We start from the raw sequence: 16,048 nt of genomic DNA on the forward strand, positions 1-16,048 counted from the left end.
ATACAAGATGGCCTCGGAGACTTCGATCGCTCCGGGGTCTTTTCGGGTTTTGTCCGGCTCGTTAGATTCGTTCTGCTAATTGGATTTTACGGATACTCCTTATTTTGTTCTTGCGTTCACTGTCTTCTAGCCGGTTTAGGCGATCATTTAAATTTGCAATGATACTGACGAGCTGTCCGATTTGCATCTCCAATCGTTTCACTTCTTTATCTAATGTATGCATATAGCCCATTCCCTTCTTTCAATTGTGATTGAGGAGCATGAAGGCGAAAGCGGTCTCCGCCTTCATGTCCATATATGTGCGTAGCGTGGCGGTAAGTATCCGCTTGATAAGCGGATAGCAGTATTTTTCATTCCCTGAACTTTAGCTTTGCAGATGCTCCGGTTGCATCTGGCGAGTTTGATGTACGATTGGAACGTTTCGGATCCCCAATCCGTTTGCGTTCCGTTTTCCCATTTTTTACGTAGTCCTATTCCTCATTACTGTTATGATTGTCCCGGCTTGTCGTCCGGCGATCCTGCCCCCTTGTCGTTCATTTTTTCAGATGACGCTGTCTGTCGTCTTATTAGAAAATCGGTAATTCTTCTGTCTCACGCTCTGGCAAATGAAAATGTATTGATTCATTTTCTCTTTTTTCCGGCTGCGCAGTACTCGTCACAGGTTCAGCATACAAGTTTTCTGTACTCCGTTTTTTGGTAACCAGAAAACGGATTTCATCACCGATCACTTCTGTTACATAGACCCGACTTTTATCTTCGCGTTCATATGTCCTGGATTGAATCCTCCCGCCTACGCCAATCAAAGACCCTTTTCCACAATGCTTTGCGGCATTCTCAGCGAGTTTCCCCCACAACGTACAGAGTACAAAGTCTGTATCCACCTCCCCTTGTCGATTTTTGTAGTTTCGGTTTACCGCAAGTATGAAGCTCCCTTGGACCCTTCCACCAGACACTTTACGAAGTGTCAGATCTTTTGTAATACGACCTACCAGTGCCACCTGATTCAATGGTTTCCCTCCTTTCGATTAACTTGGCTTAATACTACAATTGTTCATTTCCTCAAGGCAACTTCGCATATTGCAAATTTCGACTGTTTAGGCGCTTGATATTTGTTATTTAAAAGAACGCTCCTGTGTGCTACCGGTTATCAATCGCGGCATGATCCACTTGGCAGAATTGCACCGATTTCATGACAATTTAAATTCGGGATTTTTTCTTTTTTTCTGTCCGAGTAGGTGTCTATGGTATACTTAAGGGAAAATGAATGGGGAGAATGGCGATGAAAACATTCAAAATGCTATCCGTCGGAATCGTAAATGAAAATCATTTATTGGACTTTCCACTGATCGACGGAATAATCATCAATCAGGAAAATAGCCATCATTTGTGGATATTGGAAATGTTCCTTGATCAAAAGCATCAGGCGTCTTTTGAAAGATGGAAAGCCGAAGAAGCGTTGCTCGAAGCAAAGGTAGTCATCTCCTATCCAGAAAATGAACCTGCTGCTTTTCGTGTCACAGTCGAAGCTGTGAAACAAATCGGGGAAAATATTTCGGTCTTATTGAAGGGAAGATTGAAACGGGCACGTGCCCAATATGCAGAGCAGTTATTGGAAGAATTGATCGGGGAAGGTTTGGAAGGTGAAGAGCTTCTCCACCGCTTTGAAGCCGATATGCGTTCTCGTCCACGCTTGAAGAAAGATAAAAATACAGCGGAAAATTAATACTGGAAACTTTTCTGCAAAGGAAAAACCGCTTCGATTATTATCGAAGCGGTTTTTTACGGCTTGTGGTTAGCGGTTATTTCGATTACGATCATCTTCAATAATGATGTCTTCACGTGGGGTTGTCGTGGTTCCATCATTCATGACACCGTTCGGGTTCGTATCATTGATTACACCGTTACGTATATTGTTGTCATCATTGATGACACCATTACGTACACCGTTGTTATCATTGATAATCCCACCATTACGGTTGACACCGCGATCGTTATCAAGACCGTCAAAGTCCGGTCCAGTTCGCTCATCATTTACGCGAGGCGTCCAGTCCCGAGTACGATCCTCCAAACTTTCCATTGGCGTTTCGTTGTTGTTCGGGACTGTATTGTTAGTGGTACATGCCGTCAATACAAGTCCTGACATGAGAACAAGTGGTATCGCTTTTTTGACCATGAAGAGTTTCCCTCCTTTCCACAAGCCGTCTACCATACAAATCTGTATGATACTTTGTAGGTTGACCAGAAAAGAAAGAGCTATCCCTGTAATTTTTTAGCTTTTGTTTTTATATTTCCAAATGATTTTTCAGCAATGTTTCGACGTATACCGCTTCTGCTTTACAAGCATACTCATAATGAGTATTAAGCTTTTCCTGCATGATTTGAATCGTCGCAATCTGTTCTTCAGATGGCGGCTCACTAAGGATGCGTCCGATGATTTCATTGATGCGCTGTGCAAGGTCTTCGTGAAATTTCGGATCCCTTTTCATATCATCTGGAATCTTCGTGTACCAAAGGGCTTTTGTCGTTATATATTCGCGCCAAGCGGCAATATAGTCATCAATACTAAATTTTTCTTCAGACCAGTCAATGTCGCTCATGTATTGTTCAAAAGTTTGTGTAATTGACCTGGTGATACTGCTTTTCAAATTCGGAGAAAGATCTTTAAACATACTGATTTGTTACCTCCCGCTTTAGAAGTGCAATCGTTGTCTCTTGCAACTGCACTTTACTGTCCATTGTAACTAAATTCCATGTTATTCGCAAATTTAGTCCTCTTTCGACACGATCGGCCCAAGAGCAAATGTAATTTCGGTTTCACATGCTATTTCGCCGTCGACTGTTGCACGTGCTTTTCCTTTGCCGATGGAACCGCGCAATCTTGTAATTTCCACTTCCAGTCGCAATGTATCCCCCGGTGTTACTTGTCGTTTGAACCGGCAGTTATCGATCCCTGCAAAAAAAGCAAGTCGTCCTTTGTTTTCCTCTTTTTGTAACATAGCCACTGCACCAACTTGTGCGAGTGCTTCCACAATCAAAACACCTGGCATGACAGGATAGCCCGGAAAATGACCATTGAAAAATTCTTCGTTGATTGTGACATTTTTAATGCCGACCGCACGTTTACCTTCCTCCACTTCAAGAATTCGATCAATCATTAGAAATGGATAGCGATGTGGTAAAATAGCCTGTATTTGTTCTGCTGTTAGCATGTCCATACACCTTCCTTGTTATGTATTTATCTGGAAAAATGAAAGAGCCTTTACGACTCTTTCCCGTTCATAATATCGAGGATATGAACCCATGTCTCTTTTTTTAGGGCATCGAGGGGTTCTCCGTCGCCAATATACCCATAGCCAACCATCATACCAGAGATTGCCGCTCCTATAAGTAGTAACAGGACAAGCACGATGCGTAACCAAATCGGAAGAAGGCGAATCTGTACCCATGCCTTTCGCGGTGATACAGATGCCTCCTTCTGAACAGGGCGTTGCCGACGGGATGAACGCGTCATCGGTTCTACCGTCCGCTCCCTCTTTCGGTTCACAACGTTTCGTTTTTCATTCGTCATTCAAAGTACTCCCTAATTCCAGTTCCCAACCTTTTGAAAAGTGTATCTTGCTGTGAATGGAGGTTGAGTTCTTTTATCTTTATTCGATCGATCAGCGGATGCCATTGATAAGACCAAGCATCTGGTCCGCTAATGTGACTGCCCGTGCATTGAACTGGTAGGAGCGTTGGACAGCAATGAGATCCGTCATTTCTTTTTGCATATTGACATTCGATGCTTCGAGTGCTTGGTTCTCCATACCAATTCTGTTACGCGCATCCCCTTGTAACTCAGTCAGGACATCTTGTTGTGTAACACCGAGATCCGCCAAGTTTTCCGGAAGACCGAAGTTCGCCGCCGAAAGTCGCGTCATCAAGTTGGGGCGTTCCATGACGGTGATCCCCATTTCAATCGCTTCCACTGTGCCGTCTGTATGTCTCACTTCAAGGATGCCGCCAGTTCTGACCGAATAGCCAGTAGCATCATCGGCAAATAAGATCGGTAAGCCGGCACTATTTGCAACCGGATAACCGTCTCCCGTGACGAGCATCACTTGTCCATTATCCATAGGCGAAATATAGAAATTTCCTTGGCGTGTATAAATGGTCTGTTCCCCGCCTTCGCCGGGTGCTAAAATGTTGAAATACTGTTTCGGCTCTGTCAGTGCAAAATCCAGTTCTCGTCCAGTCATTTGCAAGGAGCCGACTTTCCAATTCATTTGCGCCGCTCCGAGAACCGCGCCTGCTCCATAACGGATACCTGGTGGCGATTGACGTGGTGCCGCATCCGCTTTGTCGTTATTGAATTGCTGATAGAGCAATTCATGGAAGTTGGCTTGGCTCGCTTTATAGCCATGTGTGCTTGAGTTCGCCAAGTTATTGCCAATGACGTCGATTTGGTTTTGCAATTGGCTTAACGTATTCGTAGCTGTCGCCATTGTGCGTATCATATGCTCGTACTCCTTTCAAATGCCTGGTAATCAGTTAACTCGGCCGACTTCAGTGACTGCTTTTTCCATGCTACGATCATATGCTTGTAGGATTTTTTGATTGGCCTCGAAAGCGCGGTAAGCCGTCAGCATATCTGTCATGGTGCGTGCGGCATCGACATTGGAACCTTCCAAATAACCCTGTTGCATCGTATAAGTGACGCCTGCCACGCCATTTGCATCCGGTAAGTTCGCCCCATCTTCTGTTGCGAACAAGCCATTTCCTTGCTTCAGAAGCGTGTCCGGACGCCCCGCGAAGGAGACACCGATTGTCGCAACAGCGGTTTCCCCTGCCATGATAACACCTTCAGGCGTAATCTGGAAATCGTCATTTGGCAACGCAATTCGTTGACCGTTACTGTCGAGGACATAGTAGCCCATCGGATGCGTCAAAAAGCCATTGGCGTCCAATGTGAAATTTCCGTTTTTCGAATATACTTCGTTGCCGCCTTCATTTTCCAGTCTAAAAAAGATCGCACCTTGAATGCCCGTTTCCGCATCTGCCGGCAAGAGACCGTCGATGAGCGCCACATCCGTTGTCAGTTCGGTTTCCCGTAATTGTCCTTGGATGAATAACGGCAATGTCTCCTGCATGTAAACCCCTGTTGAAACCGCACCGACCGGCGAAAGTCCTTTCATCTGAAAGCCATTTGCGGTCGGTATGCGCGCCGTCTCGATACTGGACATATACATTTCTGGAAATGAACGGATCGATGCTTGCTCCGCTTTAAATCCTGGGGTATTGGCATTCGCCATATTATTTGCCAGCATCTCTGTTTTTCGCTGTTGCGCAATCATTCCTGATCCTACTGTATAAAATCCACGGAACATTTGCTTATCCCCTGCCTCACTTATTGTATTCGTGTCTGTCCGTTATTGCAGAACACCTTTGTCGATATTATCCAATAAAATCCCCGTTCCGATTGCTACACAGTTCAAAGGGTTGTCCGAAATGAAGACGGGGACTTTCAGTTCTTCAGCAAGCAGCTGGTCAATGCCGTTTAATAACGCACCGCCGCCTGTCAGGAAAACACCCCGATCGATAATGTCCGCCGACAGTTCAGGCGGTGTTTGTTCTAAAACCGATTTTGCAGCATGGACGACAAGATAGATAGACTCTTTCAGCGCATTCCCGATTTCTTCAGAATGGACGGTAATTGTGCGTGGAAGCCCAGAGACCATGTCCCTGCCACGGATATCCATTTGTTCATTGCGCCCTTTCGGAAAAACGGTTCCGACATTCATCTTAATGTTTTCAGCGGTCCGTTCCCCAATCAACAGTTTATATTGTTTTTTAATGTATTGTGTAATATCATTGTCAAACGTATCGCCTGCCACCTTGATGGACTGCGAAGTGACGATATCCCCCATCGATAGCACTGCGACATCCGTCGTGCCGCCTCCGATATCGACTACCATATTCCCACTGGGCTGGAAAATATCCATTCCTGCACCGATTGCGGAAACTTTCGGTTCTTCTTCCAAGAATATTTTTTTGCCGCCTGATTTCTCAGCCGCTTGGCGAATCGCTTTCTGTTCGACACTTGTTATATTCGTCGGACAACAGATGAGGATGCGTGGTTTGGATAAAAAACCTTTGACATTTAATTTATTAATAAAATGACGCAGCATCGCTTCCGTCACGTCAAAATCTGCGATGACGCCATCTTTCATCGGTCTGATCGCGATAATGTTGCCAGGCGTCCTTCCGACCATTTGTCTTGCTTCTTCTCCGACTGCTAGCACTTTGCTCGATTTCTTATCAATGGCTACGACTGATGGTTCGTTTAAGACGATCCCTTTTCCCTTTACATGTATCAAAACGTTGGCTGTACCGAGGTCAATCCCGATATCTTTTGCAAACATTGTTCCAGTTTCCCCTTCCACCTGCATCATCTGATAATCCGTTGTATGTAACTGCTCCTAACAAATTATTTTACCATACTTAACCGTTAATGAACATACTTTAGAACCATTTATCTTCATTCAGCAAATGCCTTTGTACTGAAAGCGAAGCGTCAGCTACAGAAGACACCTGCCTTTATAGGTGATGAGGGGAATACAGTTTTATTTTTCTGTTCAGCGGGTGTCCAAACGCCTGCTGAACGAAGATAAAACCTCCTGTGGATGTCACAGTTTTAAAAGGAGTCAAAGAAGGCAGTCTAAGTTCGCGACGTCCAAAAAGGAATATGCCTTAATTTCTGCAAATATCGCAGAAATTAAGGCACATCGAACCCTTTGCTGTTCGATTCGCAACGACTGTATGACCTGCTTCCTGCAAGCTTTAAGCTCGATTCAAAATCTGGAAGCAATTACGCCAAGGCGTAATTGCTTTGGTTGGGTGACCTATGTAGAAACCTGAATTGAGCAAGATAAAACAAAAGCGTAGGGCGCCAGGGGCTCCGGTCATAAGCAATCCAGCTATGCGGCAAAAATCGCCGCGTCGCTGGATCGACTTATGCCTGTCACCCCTAAACAGGCGCTTACGCTTTTCTTTACTACCTGCTCCCTACTTCTTTCTTCGTTTCGTTCATCCATTTGATCCTTGTCGCCTCGCCGCCCCGTAAATGCCTGACAGACTTGTGATAGGCAAGTATTTTTGCGACTTCTTCCGCCAGTGCCACATCGACGTTTGGTAAACGTTCTGTAAGGTCTTTGTGGACCGTGCTTTTCGAATAGCCCGTCGCTTTTGCTAGCGCCCGTACGGTAAGTCCAGTTTCAAGCAACATTTTTCCGAGGCGCACGCATCGCCTCCGTATTTGCTCGTGCACGCCCTCTTCCTTTCCTGTCAGCTCAGAATCTTCCTTTAGCTTATGCGAGCGAAAGGTGAGATATGCGATGCTAGGCCGATGTGATGTGAATTCCTGTGGGTTTTTGGAGGGGGATGGATGAGGAGATTGAGCTTTTGGAGGAACTTTTGAGCGCCTGGGAAGAGGATTGATCACTTGGAAGGGAGGTTGAGCGCCTAAGAAGAGGATTGATCGCTTGGAAGAAGGGTTGAGCGCCTAAGAAGATTAATCTCTTAGAAGGAATGCTCACTCATTCTTAAAGAATATTCATATCCCATTGAAAAAAGCCATTCCAGATTAGTCAGGAATGGCTCGTTGTGTGTTATTGGAATCCCAAGTATGAACCTGGGTTGACAGGGACGCCATCTTCATGGACTTCGAAATGTAAGTGGATGCCTGCCTCTGTGTTCAATTCATTTTCTGAAGCGGTGCCGAGGGGTTGACCTTGGGTTACTTCGTCACCTTTTTTGACTAGAATACCGGAAACGGAACCGTAGATTGTTTGCTTACCGTCAGCATGGGATAGAATGATTTCGTCGCCACTGAATGGATCATTAATAACTTCTGCCACTGTACCGCTCATTGCAGCGACCACTTCGAATGGCTGGCCAAGTACAGAGATGGATACTCCGGTGTTTGTGACATACTGTTGGTCGAATACCAGTAAGGCATTTTCTCGTACTTCCTCAGATGCTTCTGCGTCATAATAATCTTGTAGAATCGCTACGTCATCCAGGAGATCTTCAGAGAATGGGTATTTGAGTGTCTCCTTGGATGCGTTTGTTTCTACGACCAGGTTGTCATTCGGGGCTTGTTGTGCAATGTCTGCCGAGCCTGGGGAATCTTCTTTCATGAATGCATTATACCCCCAGATCATACCTACGAAGACAATTGCGATACCCGAATAGACGATTGGCCAGAACCAGCTTTTTGTCTTTGCACTTTTGTTCTTCTGAGAAGGGGCTTTCGGTTTTTCTTCTCGCATTATCATCACCTCACTCGCTATTGTTTGCAAGTGATGGAGATTTTAAACATTCCGAATCAAGCGAAGTGAATTTTTTTATTTCGGTGCCGCTATAGTAGTGTAAAAGAATCCTATCCGCCGGCCATCCTTTCTGGGCAAACGCTTCTGCCCCGTATTGGCTCATGCCAACGCCGTGACCGTATCCAGTCGTTGTAATATGGACGATTTCGTTGGTCACATCGTAAGCGATATCAAAGTCGGTTGAGGCGAGTTCCAATTGGTCTCGTATTTCCCTGCCAGTCGCTTCGAATCCGGTAGAGATCACTTTCTGGACCCGTCCTGTCGAATTCCGGACGAGTTGCAGTTTTCTGAAATGGTCGGCATTCCAATTGGTCCCTAAAATTTGGTTCCATTTCGTTAGTGCAATTTCAGTGGCACGCTCGACAGTCGGTGCTACGTCCTCCTCCCCGGGACTGTCCACACTTTGTAAATAAGGGATATCATTGCCACTAAAGTTTTGTGCGGCTTCGGTTTTGCCGTTCGAAGTAGAAAAGAACATAGCGGAGATCATTTCGTCTTCATAGACGAGAATATCGCCTGCCGTTGCCTGGACAGCCGCTTGCACTTTTTCTTCGTTGCGTTTGAATTCTTTCTTCCATCGTTCTTTCCGGTCTTTTTCAGTGGCATAGACTTGGGCCGAAACATCTGCAGCAATCGGCTTTTGACCGTTTTCCGTCGTTCGAAGTGCATATGTACGTGCTGCAATGGCCTGCGCTTTCAATGCCTCTTCGTGGAAACTAACGGGCATTTCGGCGGCGACGACCCCGGCGACGTACTCTTCCAATGGTATCGGCTTGTCCACGCCTGCAACGGAAATTTCAATGGAACAAAGCTTAGCTGTCGCATCCACAGTAGACCCGCTTTTTTCCGGTGGCGTTTTTAACCAGACCGGAATAAAAAATAATAATAAGATGAATAGAATAGGTAGAAGTTTGTCCATGCTAGAGTATATGAGTTTGAAGTGGTTTTATACATACTTTTCAACAATCAATAGGATGGGATTTTTCAATATTCTACGTCGAAAAGGCTGTCAATTATTGCTGACAGCCTTTCTGGTTCGAAATCAATTATATATATTTTGCGGTGTCTTTTCCGTTTCTGTTTCCGGGGAGACGCGTACGATATCGGCTCCGAGTGCTGCGAGCTTCGTATGGAAATTCACATAGCCCCGATCGAGGTGGGATAATTCCGTCACGCGTGTCACGCCCTCTGCTACGAGCCCAGCAAGGATCAGTGCAGCTGCGGCACGAAGGTCTGTTGCAGCCACTTCAGCGCCTTGTAGCTCGGATGGACCTGTCAGGATGACGGATCTCCCTTCGATCTTAATCGAAGCGTTCATTCTACGGAATTCTTCCACATGCATAAAGCGATTTTCAAAAACTGTTTCAGTTAAGACGCCTGTACCTGTTGCCGTGAGCATCAATGCCATCATCTGAGATTGCATATCCGTCGGGAATCCTGGATATGGCATCGTTTTTAAGTCCACGGATTTCAATGGTAACTCGGCCGTCACACGAACGCCTTCATCCAATTCCGTTATGACGACACCCATTTCTCCTAGTTTTGAAATAAGGGCCGCATTGTGTTCCGGTACAGCATTGTCAATGATGACGTCACCGCCAGTAATGGCAGCGGCAACCATGAATGTCCCCGTTTCAATGCGATCGGGAATGATATGGTGCGTCGTACCAAATAATTTTTTGACACCTTCGATTCGAATAGAATCCGTCCCTGCACCGACGACTTTTCCGCCCATTTCATTGATGAAGTTCGCCAGATCCACGATTTCCGGTTCCTTGGCCGCATTCTCAATAATTGTCGTGCCCTTTGCCAACGCTGCCGCTGTCATAATGTTTTCGGTCGCGCCGACGCTTGGGAAGTCCAAGTAGATTTTCGCGCCTTTTAAGCCGCCTTCCGCTTTCGCTTCCACATGTCCATGTCCAAATGTAATTTCCGCGCCCATCGCTTCAAAGCCTTTCAAATGCTGATCGATCGGTCGTGAGCCGATTGCACAGCCGCCTGGAAGTGCAACGCGTGCGAAGCCGTTACGTGCAAGAAGCGGCCCCATGACCAGAATGGATGCGCGCATCTTCCGTACATATTCAAATTGTGCTTCACTGGACAATTCGCTGGAAGAATCGATGATAACCTCATCTAATTCCGGTGAATATTTTACTTTTGCATTTAAACTTTTCAGCACTTCATTAATCGTATCGACGTCTGAAAGGTTGGGTACGTCACGGATGATGTTTGGTCCTTCAGATGCCAGCAATGCAGCTGCAAGTATCGGTAATACTGCATTTTTTGCGCCTTCGACCCGGACATTCCCTCTCAGTACACGTCCACCGTTGATAATGATTTTATCCAAAATAAGTCCCTCCGACTCCTAAATTGTAGCCAAACAAAATATCTTGATCTATTGTCGTTAGTTATCGTTGTTATCAATCGCGCCTCGGCGTATTGCGTCCAGAGGCTTTATCTTCGTTCAGCGGGCGTTTGAACACCTACTGAATAAGGAAAATAAAACCGCATTCATCTCACCACCTAAGGAAGTGAGAGTCTCCTGCTGAATGAAGATAAATTAAGCATAAAAACATATCCTATTTTACAGTGCCCATTGTCATAAGACAAGCAACAAGTGGGCTATCTTTTCATGTGCCATCACGTAGTCTATACTATGTATACTTTTGGCGTTTTGTGTCATTTCGTCTTATGACCTGTAGTATACATTCCTTTTGAATGGTTGATGTAAACCTTTTCTTTATTTACCGAATGTTCCGTTTCATGTCATCGCCCCAAATACGGAGTCCAAATTCAAAAGCGCAGGTTGCCGTCCTCTATATGTGCGGCGATAACATGGATCCATTGTTCTTCATTCAGCAAATGGGTTTGTACGCCAAGCGAAACGTCGGATATGTGAAAGTTTTTAACTGAACATAAACGGTAGCTTTCCTGACCAATAGGATATCTCTAAAAAGAAATTTGATACGGCCCAACCGATTGCAATGCTCAATAAAATAAATAAAATTTGCGCTTGCATGACACGATTTTTCTTAATAATTTTTTCGGGAATGACAGCCTGTAATGCATAGAAAGAAACGCCAATGAAAAAAATATGTGAGACGATCGCCAACAATGGCTGAAATCCGATAATTCCACTCATGTGTCCATTTCCTCCTATTGCCAGCAATTGTTCGAGCAGTTCGCCAGGGCATTTAATTTGTCAACAACATAAGCATTTGGCTCTAGCATTGAAAAGGCGAACAGAAGAAACATGTCCTCTGTCCGCTTTCATCAACAACTCATCTCGCTCTACTTCCGTACACGTTGATACGATTAATAGCGCGTTTCAATCCAAGTTCTGCCATTTGGTATTCTTGGGTATCTTTTTTAGCGCGAAGTTGGTCTTCTGCACGTTTCGCTGCTGCTTGCGCGCGAGCGAGATCGATAGAAGAAGCCATTTCTGCACTTTGTGCTAAAACAGTGATAACATCCGGACGGATTTCAAGAAAACCGCCGTGTACTGCTACATGTTCTGTCGCGTCACCCTTTTTCAGACGAAGTGCACCAATTTTCAATGGTGCGACCATCGCAATGTGGCCGGGAAGGATCCCGATTTCGCCTGATTCAGTGACGGCAATGACCATGTTTGCGTCCGTTTCAGCAACCGGGCCGTCGGGAGTGACGATATTGACTTTAACTGTCTTCATTTTTTCCCCTCCGTGTCCCTTATTCTTAGACTTCTACGCCCATGCTTTTCGCTTTTTCAACAACTTCCTCGATACGACCGACAAGTCGGAATGCATCTTCAGGAAGGTGATCATAGCGGCCATCAAGAATTTCTTTGAAGCCTTTAACCGTTTCAGCGACAGGTACATAAGAACCTTTCTGACCTGTGAACTGTTCAGCAACGTGGAAGTTCTGTGATAAGAAGAATTGGATACGACGTGCACGAGCTACGACCAGCTTATCTTCTTCCCCTAACTCATCCATACCAAGGATTGCGATGATGTCTTGTAGTTCACGGTAACGCTGAAGCGTCTGTTGCACTTGACGTGCTACTTCGTAATGCTCTTCACCGATGATTTCAGGGCTTAGTGCACGAGAAGTGGATGCAAGCGGGTCAACCGCTGGGTAGATCCCCATCTCAGAAAGTTTACGCTCAAGGTTTGTCGTCGCATCAAGGTGAGCGAACGTTGTAGCCGGAGCCGGATCCGTATAGTCATCCGCTGGAACGTAGATCGCTTGGATTGATGTAACCGAACCGACGTTCGTCGATGTGATACGCTCTTGAAGCTGACCCATTTCCGTAGCAAGTGTCGGTTGGTAACCAACGGCTGATGGCATACGGCCAAGTAGTGCCGAAACCTCAGAACCTGCTTGTGTAAAGCGGAAGATATTGTCGATGAACAGAAGTACGTCTGCACCTTTTTCATCACGGAAGTATTCTGCCATTGTCAAACCAGTCAAGGCAACGCGCATACGCGCACCAGGCGGCTCGTTCATTTGACCGAATACCATCGCTGTTTTCGTAATAACGCCAGAGTCCGTCATTTCGTGGAACAAGTCGTTCCCTTCACGTGTACGCTCTCCAACACCTGCGAATACGGAAATACCACCGTGTTCTTGGGCGATGTTGTTGATCAATTCTTGGATCAGAACCGTCTTACCTACACCCGCACCACCGAAGAGGCCGATTTTACCACCTTTGATGTATGGCGCAAGTAAGTCAACAACTTTAATACCTGTTTCGAGGATCTCAACTTCTGTTGAAAGATTTTCGAATTTCGGAGCTTCGCGGTGAATTGGGTCACGGCGCTCTGCTGCCGGGATTTCCTCCCCAAGGTCGATAATATCTCCAAGTACGTTAAATACACGTCCAAGTGTAATGTCACCTACTGGAACTGAAATCGGGGCACCCATATCTTCAACAACAGCACCACGTTGTAGACCGTCTGTTGATGACATTGCAATCGTACGTACAGAATCGTCACCAAGGTGAAGCGCGACTTCCAGTGTCAGTGTCACTGGGTCTTCGTTAGGACGTTCAATCTGGACCTTCAATGCGTTATAGATTTCCGGGAGCTGTCCGTTTTCGAACTTGACGTCAACAACCGGACCCATTACTTGAAGAATATGTCCTTTATTCATACTTTTCCCTCCTGTCTTACTCTTTGCCGAACAGTTTATCTCTTATTCAAGCGCAGCGACGCCGCCGATGATCTCCGTAATTTCTTGCGTGATCGCAGCTTGTCGTGCACGGTTGAATGAAAGTGTTAAAGTATCTATCAAATCAGATGCATTATCCGTAGCAGTCTTCATCGCTGTCATACTGGAAGCATGTTCACTCGCTTTCCCATCTAGCAATGCACCGAAGATGAGGCTCTCCGCATATTGCGGAAGAAGCACTTCAAGAATCGCTTCGCTTGAAGGCTCGAACTCATAGGAAGTCGTTGCAGATGCCGATGTGATATCCGTGAGCGGAAGCAATTTCTTTTCCGTCACTTCACTTGAGATGGCGGAGACGAAGTGATTGTAGAACAAGTATACTTCATCGTATTCGCCTTCTGTGAACATGCCAACAGCACGGTTCGCGATGTCTTTTATCTCTCCGAAGGTAGGATGATCACTTACACCGTCGAGGCTCTCGACGATATTCATTCCTTGGCGCTGGAAGAACTCGAGACCTTTTCGGCCGATTGCAACGATACTCACTTCATCTTTCGATTTGTGACGCTCTTCGATTGCACGAGTTACCGCACGCAGAATATTGGCGTTATAACCGCCAACGAGTCCACGGTCCGATGTGATAACGATATAACCCGTCCTCTTCACAGGGCGCGAAATAAGCATCGGATGACTGGCGTCATTCGTACCGGCTGCAATTGAACTGACGACTTCCTGGATTTTCTCCATGTATGGAACGAATGCGGTCGCATTCATTTCGGCACGTGCCAATTTGGAAGCGGAAACCATTTGCATCGCTTTCGTGATTTGACTTGTTTTCTTCGTCGATTTAATACGGTTTTCTATATCGCGTAATGATGCCACTGACATTTCACCACCTTATCGTTTTTTAGAGGATGTCCGAAAAGATTGTCGTTGCGTTCGTCTTTCTTTTCAAACATCCCTCTTTTGATCGAACATCGTCGGACTGTTGTTGTCCAACTGTTTTATTGCTTATTCGGAAGCGGCAAAGGTCTTTTTAAACGCATTGATAGCTGCTACCATTGCGTCATCAGATGGAAGATCTTTTGTCGTGCGAATATGATCATATACGTCAGTGTGGTTCGTTTCGAGCCAGCTTAGAAGTTCGCTTTCGAAACGGAGAATGTCTTTCAACGCAATATCGTCAAGATGTCCACGTGTCAACGCGTAAAGGATGACGACTTGTTGCTCGACTTTGAACGGTTTGTTCAAGTCTTGTTTCAAGATTTCAACAGTACGCGCTCCACGGTCAAGCTTCGACTGTGTTGCAGGGTCGAGGTTGGAACCGAATTGTGAGAACGCTTCAAGTTCACGATACGCAGCCAAGTCCAGACGAAGCGTACCCGCAACTTTTTTCATCGCTTTGATTTGTGCCGAACCACCTACACGGGATACGGAAAGACCTGCGTTGATCGCTGGACGTACACCCGAGAAGAACAAGTCCGATTGAAGGAAAATCTGACCATCCGTGATGGAGATTACGTTCGTCGGGATGTAAGCGGAGATGTCCCCTGCTTGTGTCTCAACGAATGGAAGTGCTGTAATCGATCCTGCACCTAGCGTGTCGTTCAACTTCGCTGCGCGTTCAAGTAGACGGGAGTGAAGGTAGAAAACATCACCTGGGTAAGCTTCACGACCTGGAGGACGACGAAGTAGCAAGGATAGTTCACGGTATGCAGCCGCTTGTTTGGAAAGGTCATCATAAACGACAAGGACGTGTTTCCCTTGGAACATGAATTCCTCAGCCATTGTGATACCTGCATATGGTGCTAAGTATAGAAGTGGAGCAGGTTGTGAAGCAGAAGCCGTTACGACGATTGTGTAATCAAGTGCGCCGTGTTTACGAAGTGTTTCAACAACTCCACGAACTGTAGATTCTTTTTGACCGATTGCGACATAGACACAGATCATGTCTTGGTCCGCTTGGTTCAAGATCGTATCGATTGCGACAGTCGTTTTTCCTGTTTGACGGTCACCGATGATCAATTCACGTTGTCCACGTCCGATCGGAACAAGCGCGTCGATCGCCTTGATGCCTGTTTGTAGTGGTTCGTGAACGGATTTACGTGCCATAACCCCTTGGGCAGGGCTTTCAATTGGACGTGTTTTTGTCGTTGCAATTGGACCAAGTCCGTCAACTGGTTGACCGAGTGGATTTACAACGCGTCCGATTAGTTCTTCACCGACAGGTACTTCCATAATACGGCCTGTACGACGTACTTCATCGCCTTCTTTGATGTCTGTGTATGGCCCTAGGATAACGATACCTACGTTATTCGCTTCCAAGTTTTGTGCCATCCCTAAAACACCTGTTGAGAACTCAAGAAGCTCTCCAGCCATGACGTTGTCGAGGCCATGAGCACGTGCGATACCGTCACCGATTGAGATAACTGTACCTACTTCGCTCACTTTCATCTCAGATTGGTAATTTTCAATCTGCTGTTTTATGAGAACACTGATTTCCTCAGCTTTGATGCCCATGTATGTCACCC

At 45.9% G+C, this 16,048-nt stretch carries 19 protein-coding genes; 1 reads left to right on the plus strand and 18 read right to left on the minus strand.

Annotated elements, in window-relative coordinates; all coding sequences use genetic code 11:
• Positions 1-61: 61 nt before the first annotated feature.
• A complete protein-coding gene (locus ACFPRA_RS09620; protein WP_381433342.1) occupies positions 62-223 on the minus strand; it encodes a hypothetical protein in 162 nt (53 codons plus the stop codon).
• Positions 224-566: 343 nt separating this feature from the next.
• Entirely contained in the window at positions 567-998 is a 432-nt protein-coding gene (locus ACFPRA_RS09625) for a single-stranded DNA-binding protein (protein WP_381434847.1), read from the minus strand.
• Between the two features lie 281 nt (positions 999-1,279).
• Here ACFPRA_RS09625 and ACFPRA_RS09630 point away from each other — a divergent pair, with 281 nt between their 5' ends.
• Entirely contained in the window at positions 1,280-1,723 is a 444-nt protein-coding gene (locus ACFPRA_RS09630; protein WP_381433345.1) for a YwpF family protein, read from the plus strand.
• A gap of 69 nt (positions 1,724-1,792) precedes the next feature.
• Here the strand turns inward: ACFPRA_RS09630 and ACFPRA_RS09635 are convergent, their stop codons facing one another.
• The 16 genes from ACFPRA_RS09635 to atpA all read right to left on the minus strand — a co-directional run bounded on the left by ACFPRA_RS09635 (position 1,793) and on the right by atpA (position 16,037).
• Complete coding sequence (locus tag ACFPRA_RS09635; RefSeq protein WP_381433347.1) at positions 1,793-2,173, minus strand: hypothetical protein; 381 nt, start codon at positions 2,171-2,173, stop codon at positions 1,793-1,795.
• Positions 2,174-2,282: 109 nt separating this feature from the next.
• Positions 2,283-2,669, minus strand: coding sequence for a hypothetical protein (locus tag ACFPRA_RS09640; RefSeq protein ID WP_381433350.1), 387 nt, complete (start codon positions 2,667-2,669; stop codon positions 2,283-2,285).
• A gap of 96 nt (positions 2,670-2,765) precedes the next feature.
• A complete protein-coding gene (gene fabZ / locus ACFPRA_RS09645; RefSeq protein WP_381433352.1) occupies positions 2,766-3,209 on the minus strand; it encodes a 3-hydroxyacyl-ACP dehydratase FabZ in 444 nt (147 codons plus the stop codon).
• Between the two features lie 50 nt (positions 3,210-3,259).
• On the minus strand, positions 3,260-3,568 hold the full coding sequence (locus ACFPRA_RS09650; RefSeq protein WP_381433355.1) for a DNA-directed RNA polymerase subunit beta: 309 nt from the start codon (positions 3,566-3,568) through the stop codon (positions 3,260-3,262).
• Between the two features lie 91 nt (positions 3,569-3,659).
• Positions 3,660-4,496: a flagellar hook-basal body protein gene (locus tag ACFPRA_RS09655; protein WP_381433358.1), complete on the minus strand. Its 837-nt coding sequence runs from the start codon at positions 4,494-4,496 to the stop codon at positions 3,660-3,662.
• 30 nt (positions 4,497-4,526) lie between these two features.
• Positions 4,527-5,366 (minus strand): flagellar hook-basal body protein, encoded by an 840-nt coding sequence (locus tag ACFPRA_RS09660; protein ID WP_381433361.1) that lies wholly within the window; start codon positions 5,364-5,366, stop codon positions 4,527-4,529.
• Positions 5,367-5,408: 42 nt separating this feature from the next.
• Positions 5,409-6,401, minus strand: coding sequence for a rod shape-determining protein (gene mreB / locus ACFPRA_RS09665; RefSeq protein WP_381433363.1), 993 nt, complete (start codon positions 6,399-6,401; stop codon positions 5,409-5,411).
• A gap of 632 nt (positions 6,402-7,033) precedes the next feature.
• Positions 7,034-7,306, minus strand: a complete 273-nt coding sequence (locus tag ACFPRA_RS09670) for a sporulation transcriptional regulator SpoIIID (protein WP_239392372.1) — start codon at positions 7,304-7,306, stop codon at positions 7,034-7,036.
• Between the two features lie 340 nt (positions 7,307-7,646).
• A complete protein-coding gene (locus ACFPRA_RS09675; protein ID WP_381433367.1) occupies positions 7,647-8,309 on the minus strand; it encodes a peptidoglycan DD-metalloendopeptidase family protein in 663 nt (220 codons plus the stop codon).
• Positions 8,310-8,319: 10 nt separating this feature from the next.
• Entirely contained in the window at positions 8,320-9,198 is an 879-nt protein-coding gene (gene spoIID, locus ACFPRA_RS09680; RefSeq protein WP_381433370.1) for a stage II sporulation protein D, read from the minus strand.
• A 213-nt stretch (positions 9,199-9,411) separates the two neighbouring features.
• Complete coding sequence (gene murA / locus ACFPRA_RS09685; protein ID WP_381433373.1) at positions 9,412-10,716, minus strand: UDP-N-acetylglucosamine 1-carboxyvinyltransferase; 1,305 nt, start codon at positions 10,714-10,716, stop codon at positions 9,412-9,414.
• 558 nt (positions 10,717-11,274) lie between these two features.
• On the minus strand, positions 11,275-11,511 hold the full coding sequence (locus ACFPRA_RS09690; RefSeq protein WP_381433375.1) for a DUF1146 family protein: 237 nt from the start codon (positions 11,509-11,511) through the stop codon (positions 11,275-11,277).
• 139 nt (positions 11,512-11,650) lie between these two features.
• Complete coding sequence (locus tag ACFPRA_RS09695; RefSeq protein ID WP_381433378.1) at positions 11,651-12,058, minus strand: F0F1 ATP synthase subunit epsilon; 408 nt, start codon at positions 12,056-12,058, stop codon at positions 11,651-11,653.
• A gap of 25 nt (positions 12,059-12,083) precedes the next feature.
• Positions 12,084-13,499: a F0F1 ATP synthase subunit beta gene (gene atpD, locus ACFPRA_RS09700; RefSeq protein WP_381433381.1), complete on the minus strand. Its 1,416-nt coding sequence runs from the start codon at positions 13,497-13,499 to the stop codon at positions 12,084-12,086.
• A gap of 42 nt (positions 13,500-13,541) precedes the next feature.
• The gene (locus ACFPRA_RS09705; protein WP_381433384.1) at positions 13,542-14,399 is read right to left on the minus strand and encodes a F0F1 ATP synthase subunit gamma; all 858 of its coding nucleotides are present in this window, start codon (positions 14,397-14,399) and stop codon (positions 13,542-13,544) included.
• 129 nt (positions 14,400-14,528) lie between these two features.
• On the minus strand, positions 14,529-16,037 hold the full coding sequence (atpA, locus tag ACFPRA_RS09710; protein WP_381433386.1) for a F0F1 ATP synthase subunit alpha: 1,509 nt from the start codon (positions 16,035-16,037) through the stop codon (positions 14,529-14,531).
• Positions 16,038-16,048 lie beyond the last annotated feature (11 nt).

This window comes from Sporosarcina soli, from assembly GCF_042655805.1.
GTDB lineage: Bacteria > Bacillota > Bacilli > Bacillales_A > Planococcaceae > Sporosarcina > Sporosarcina soli.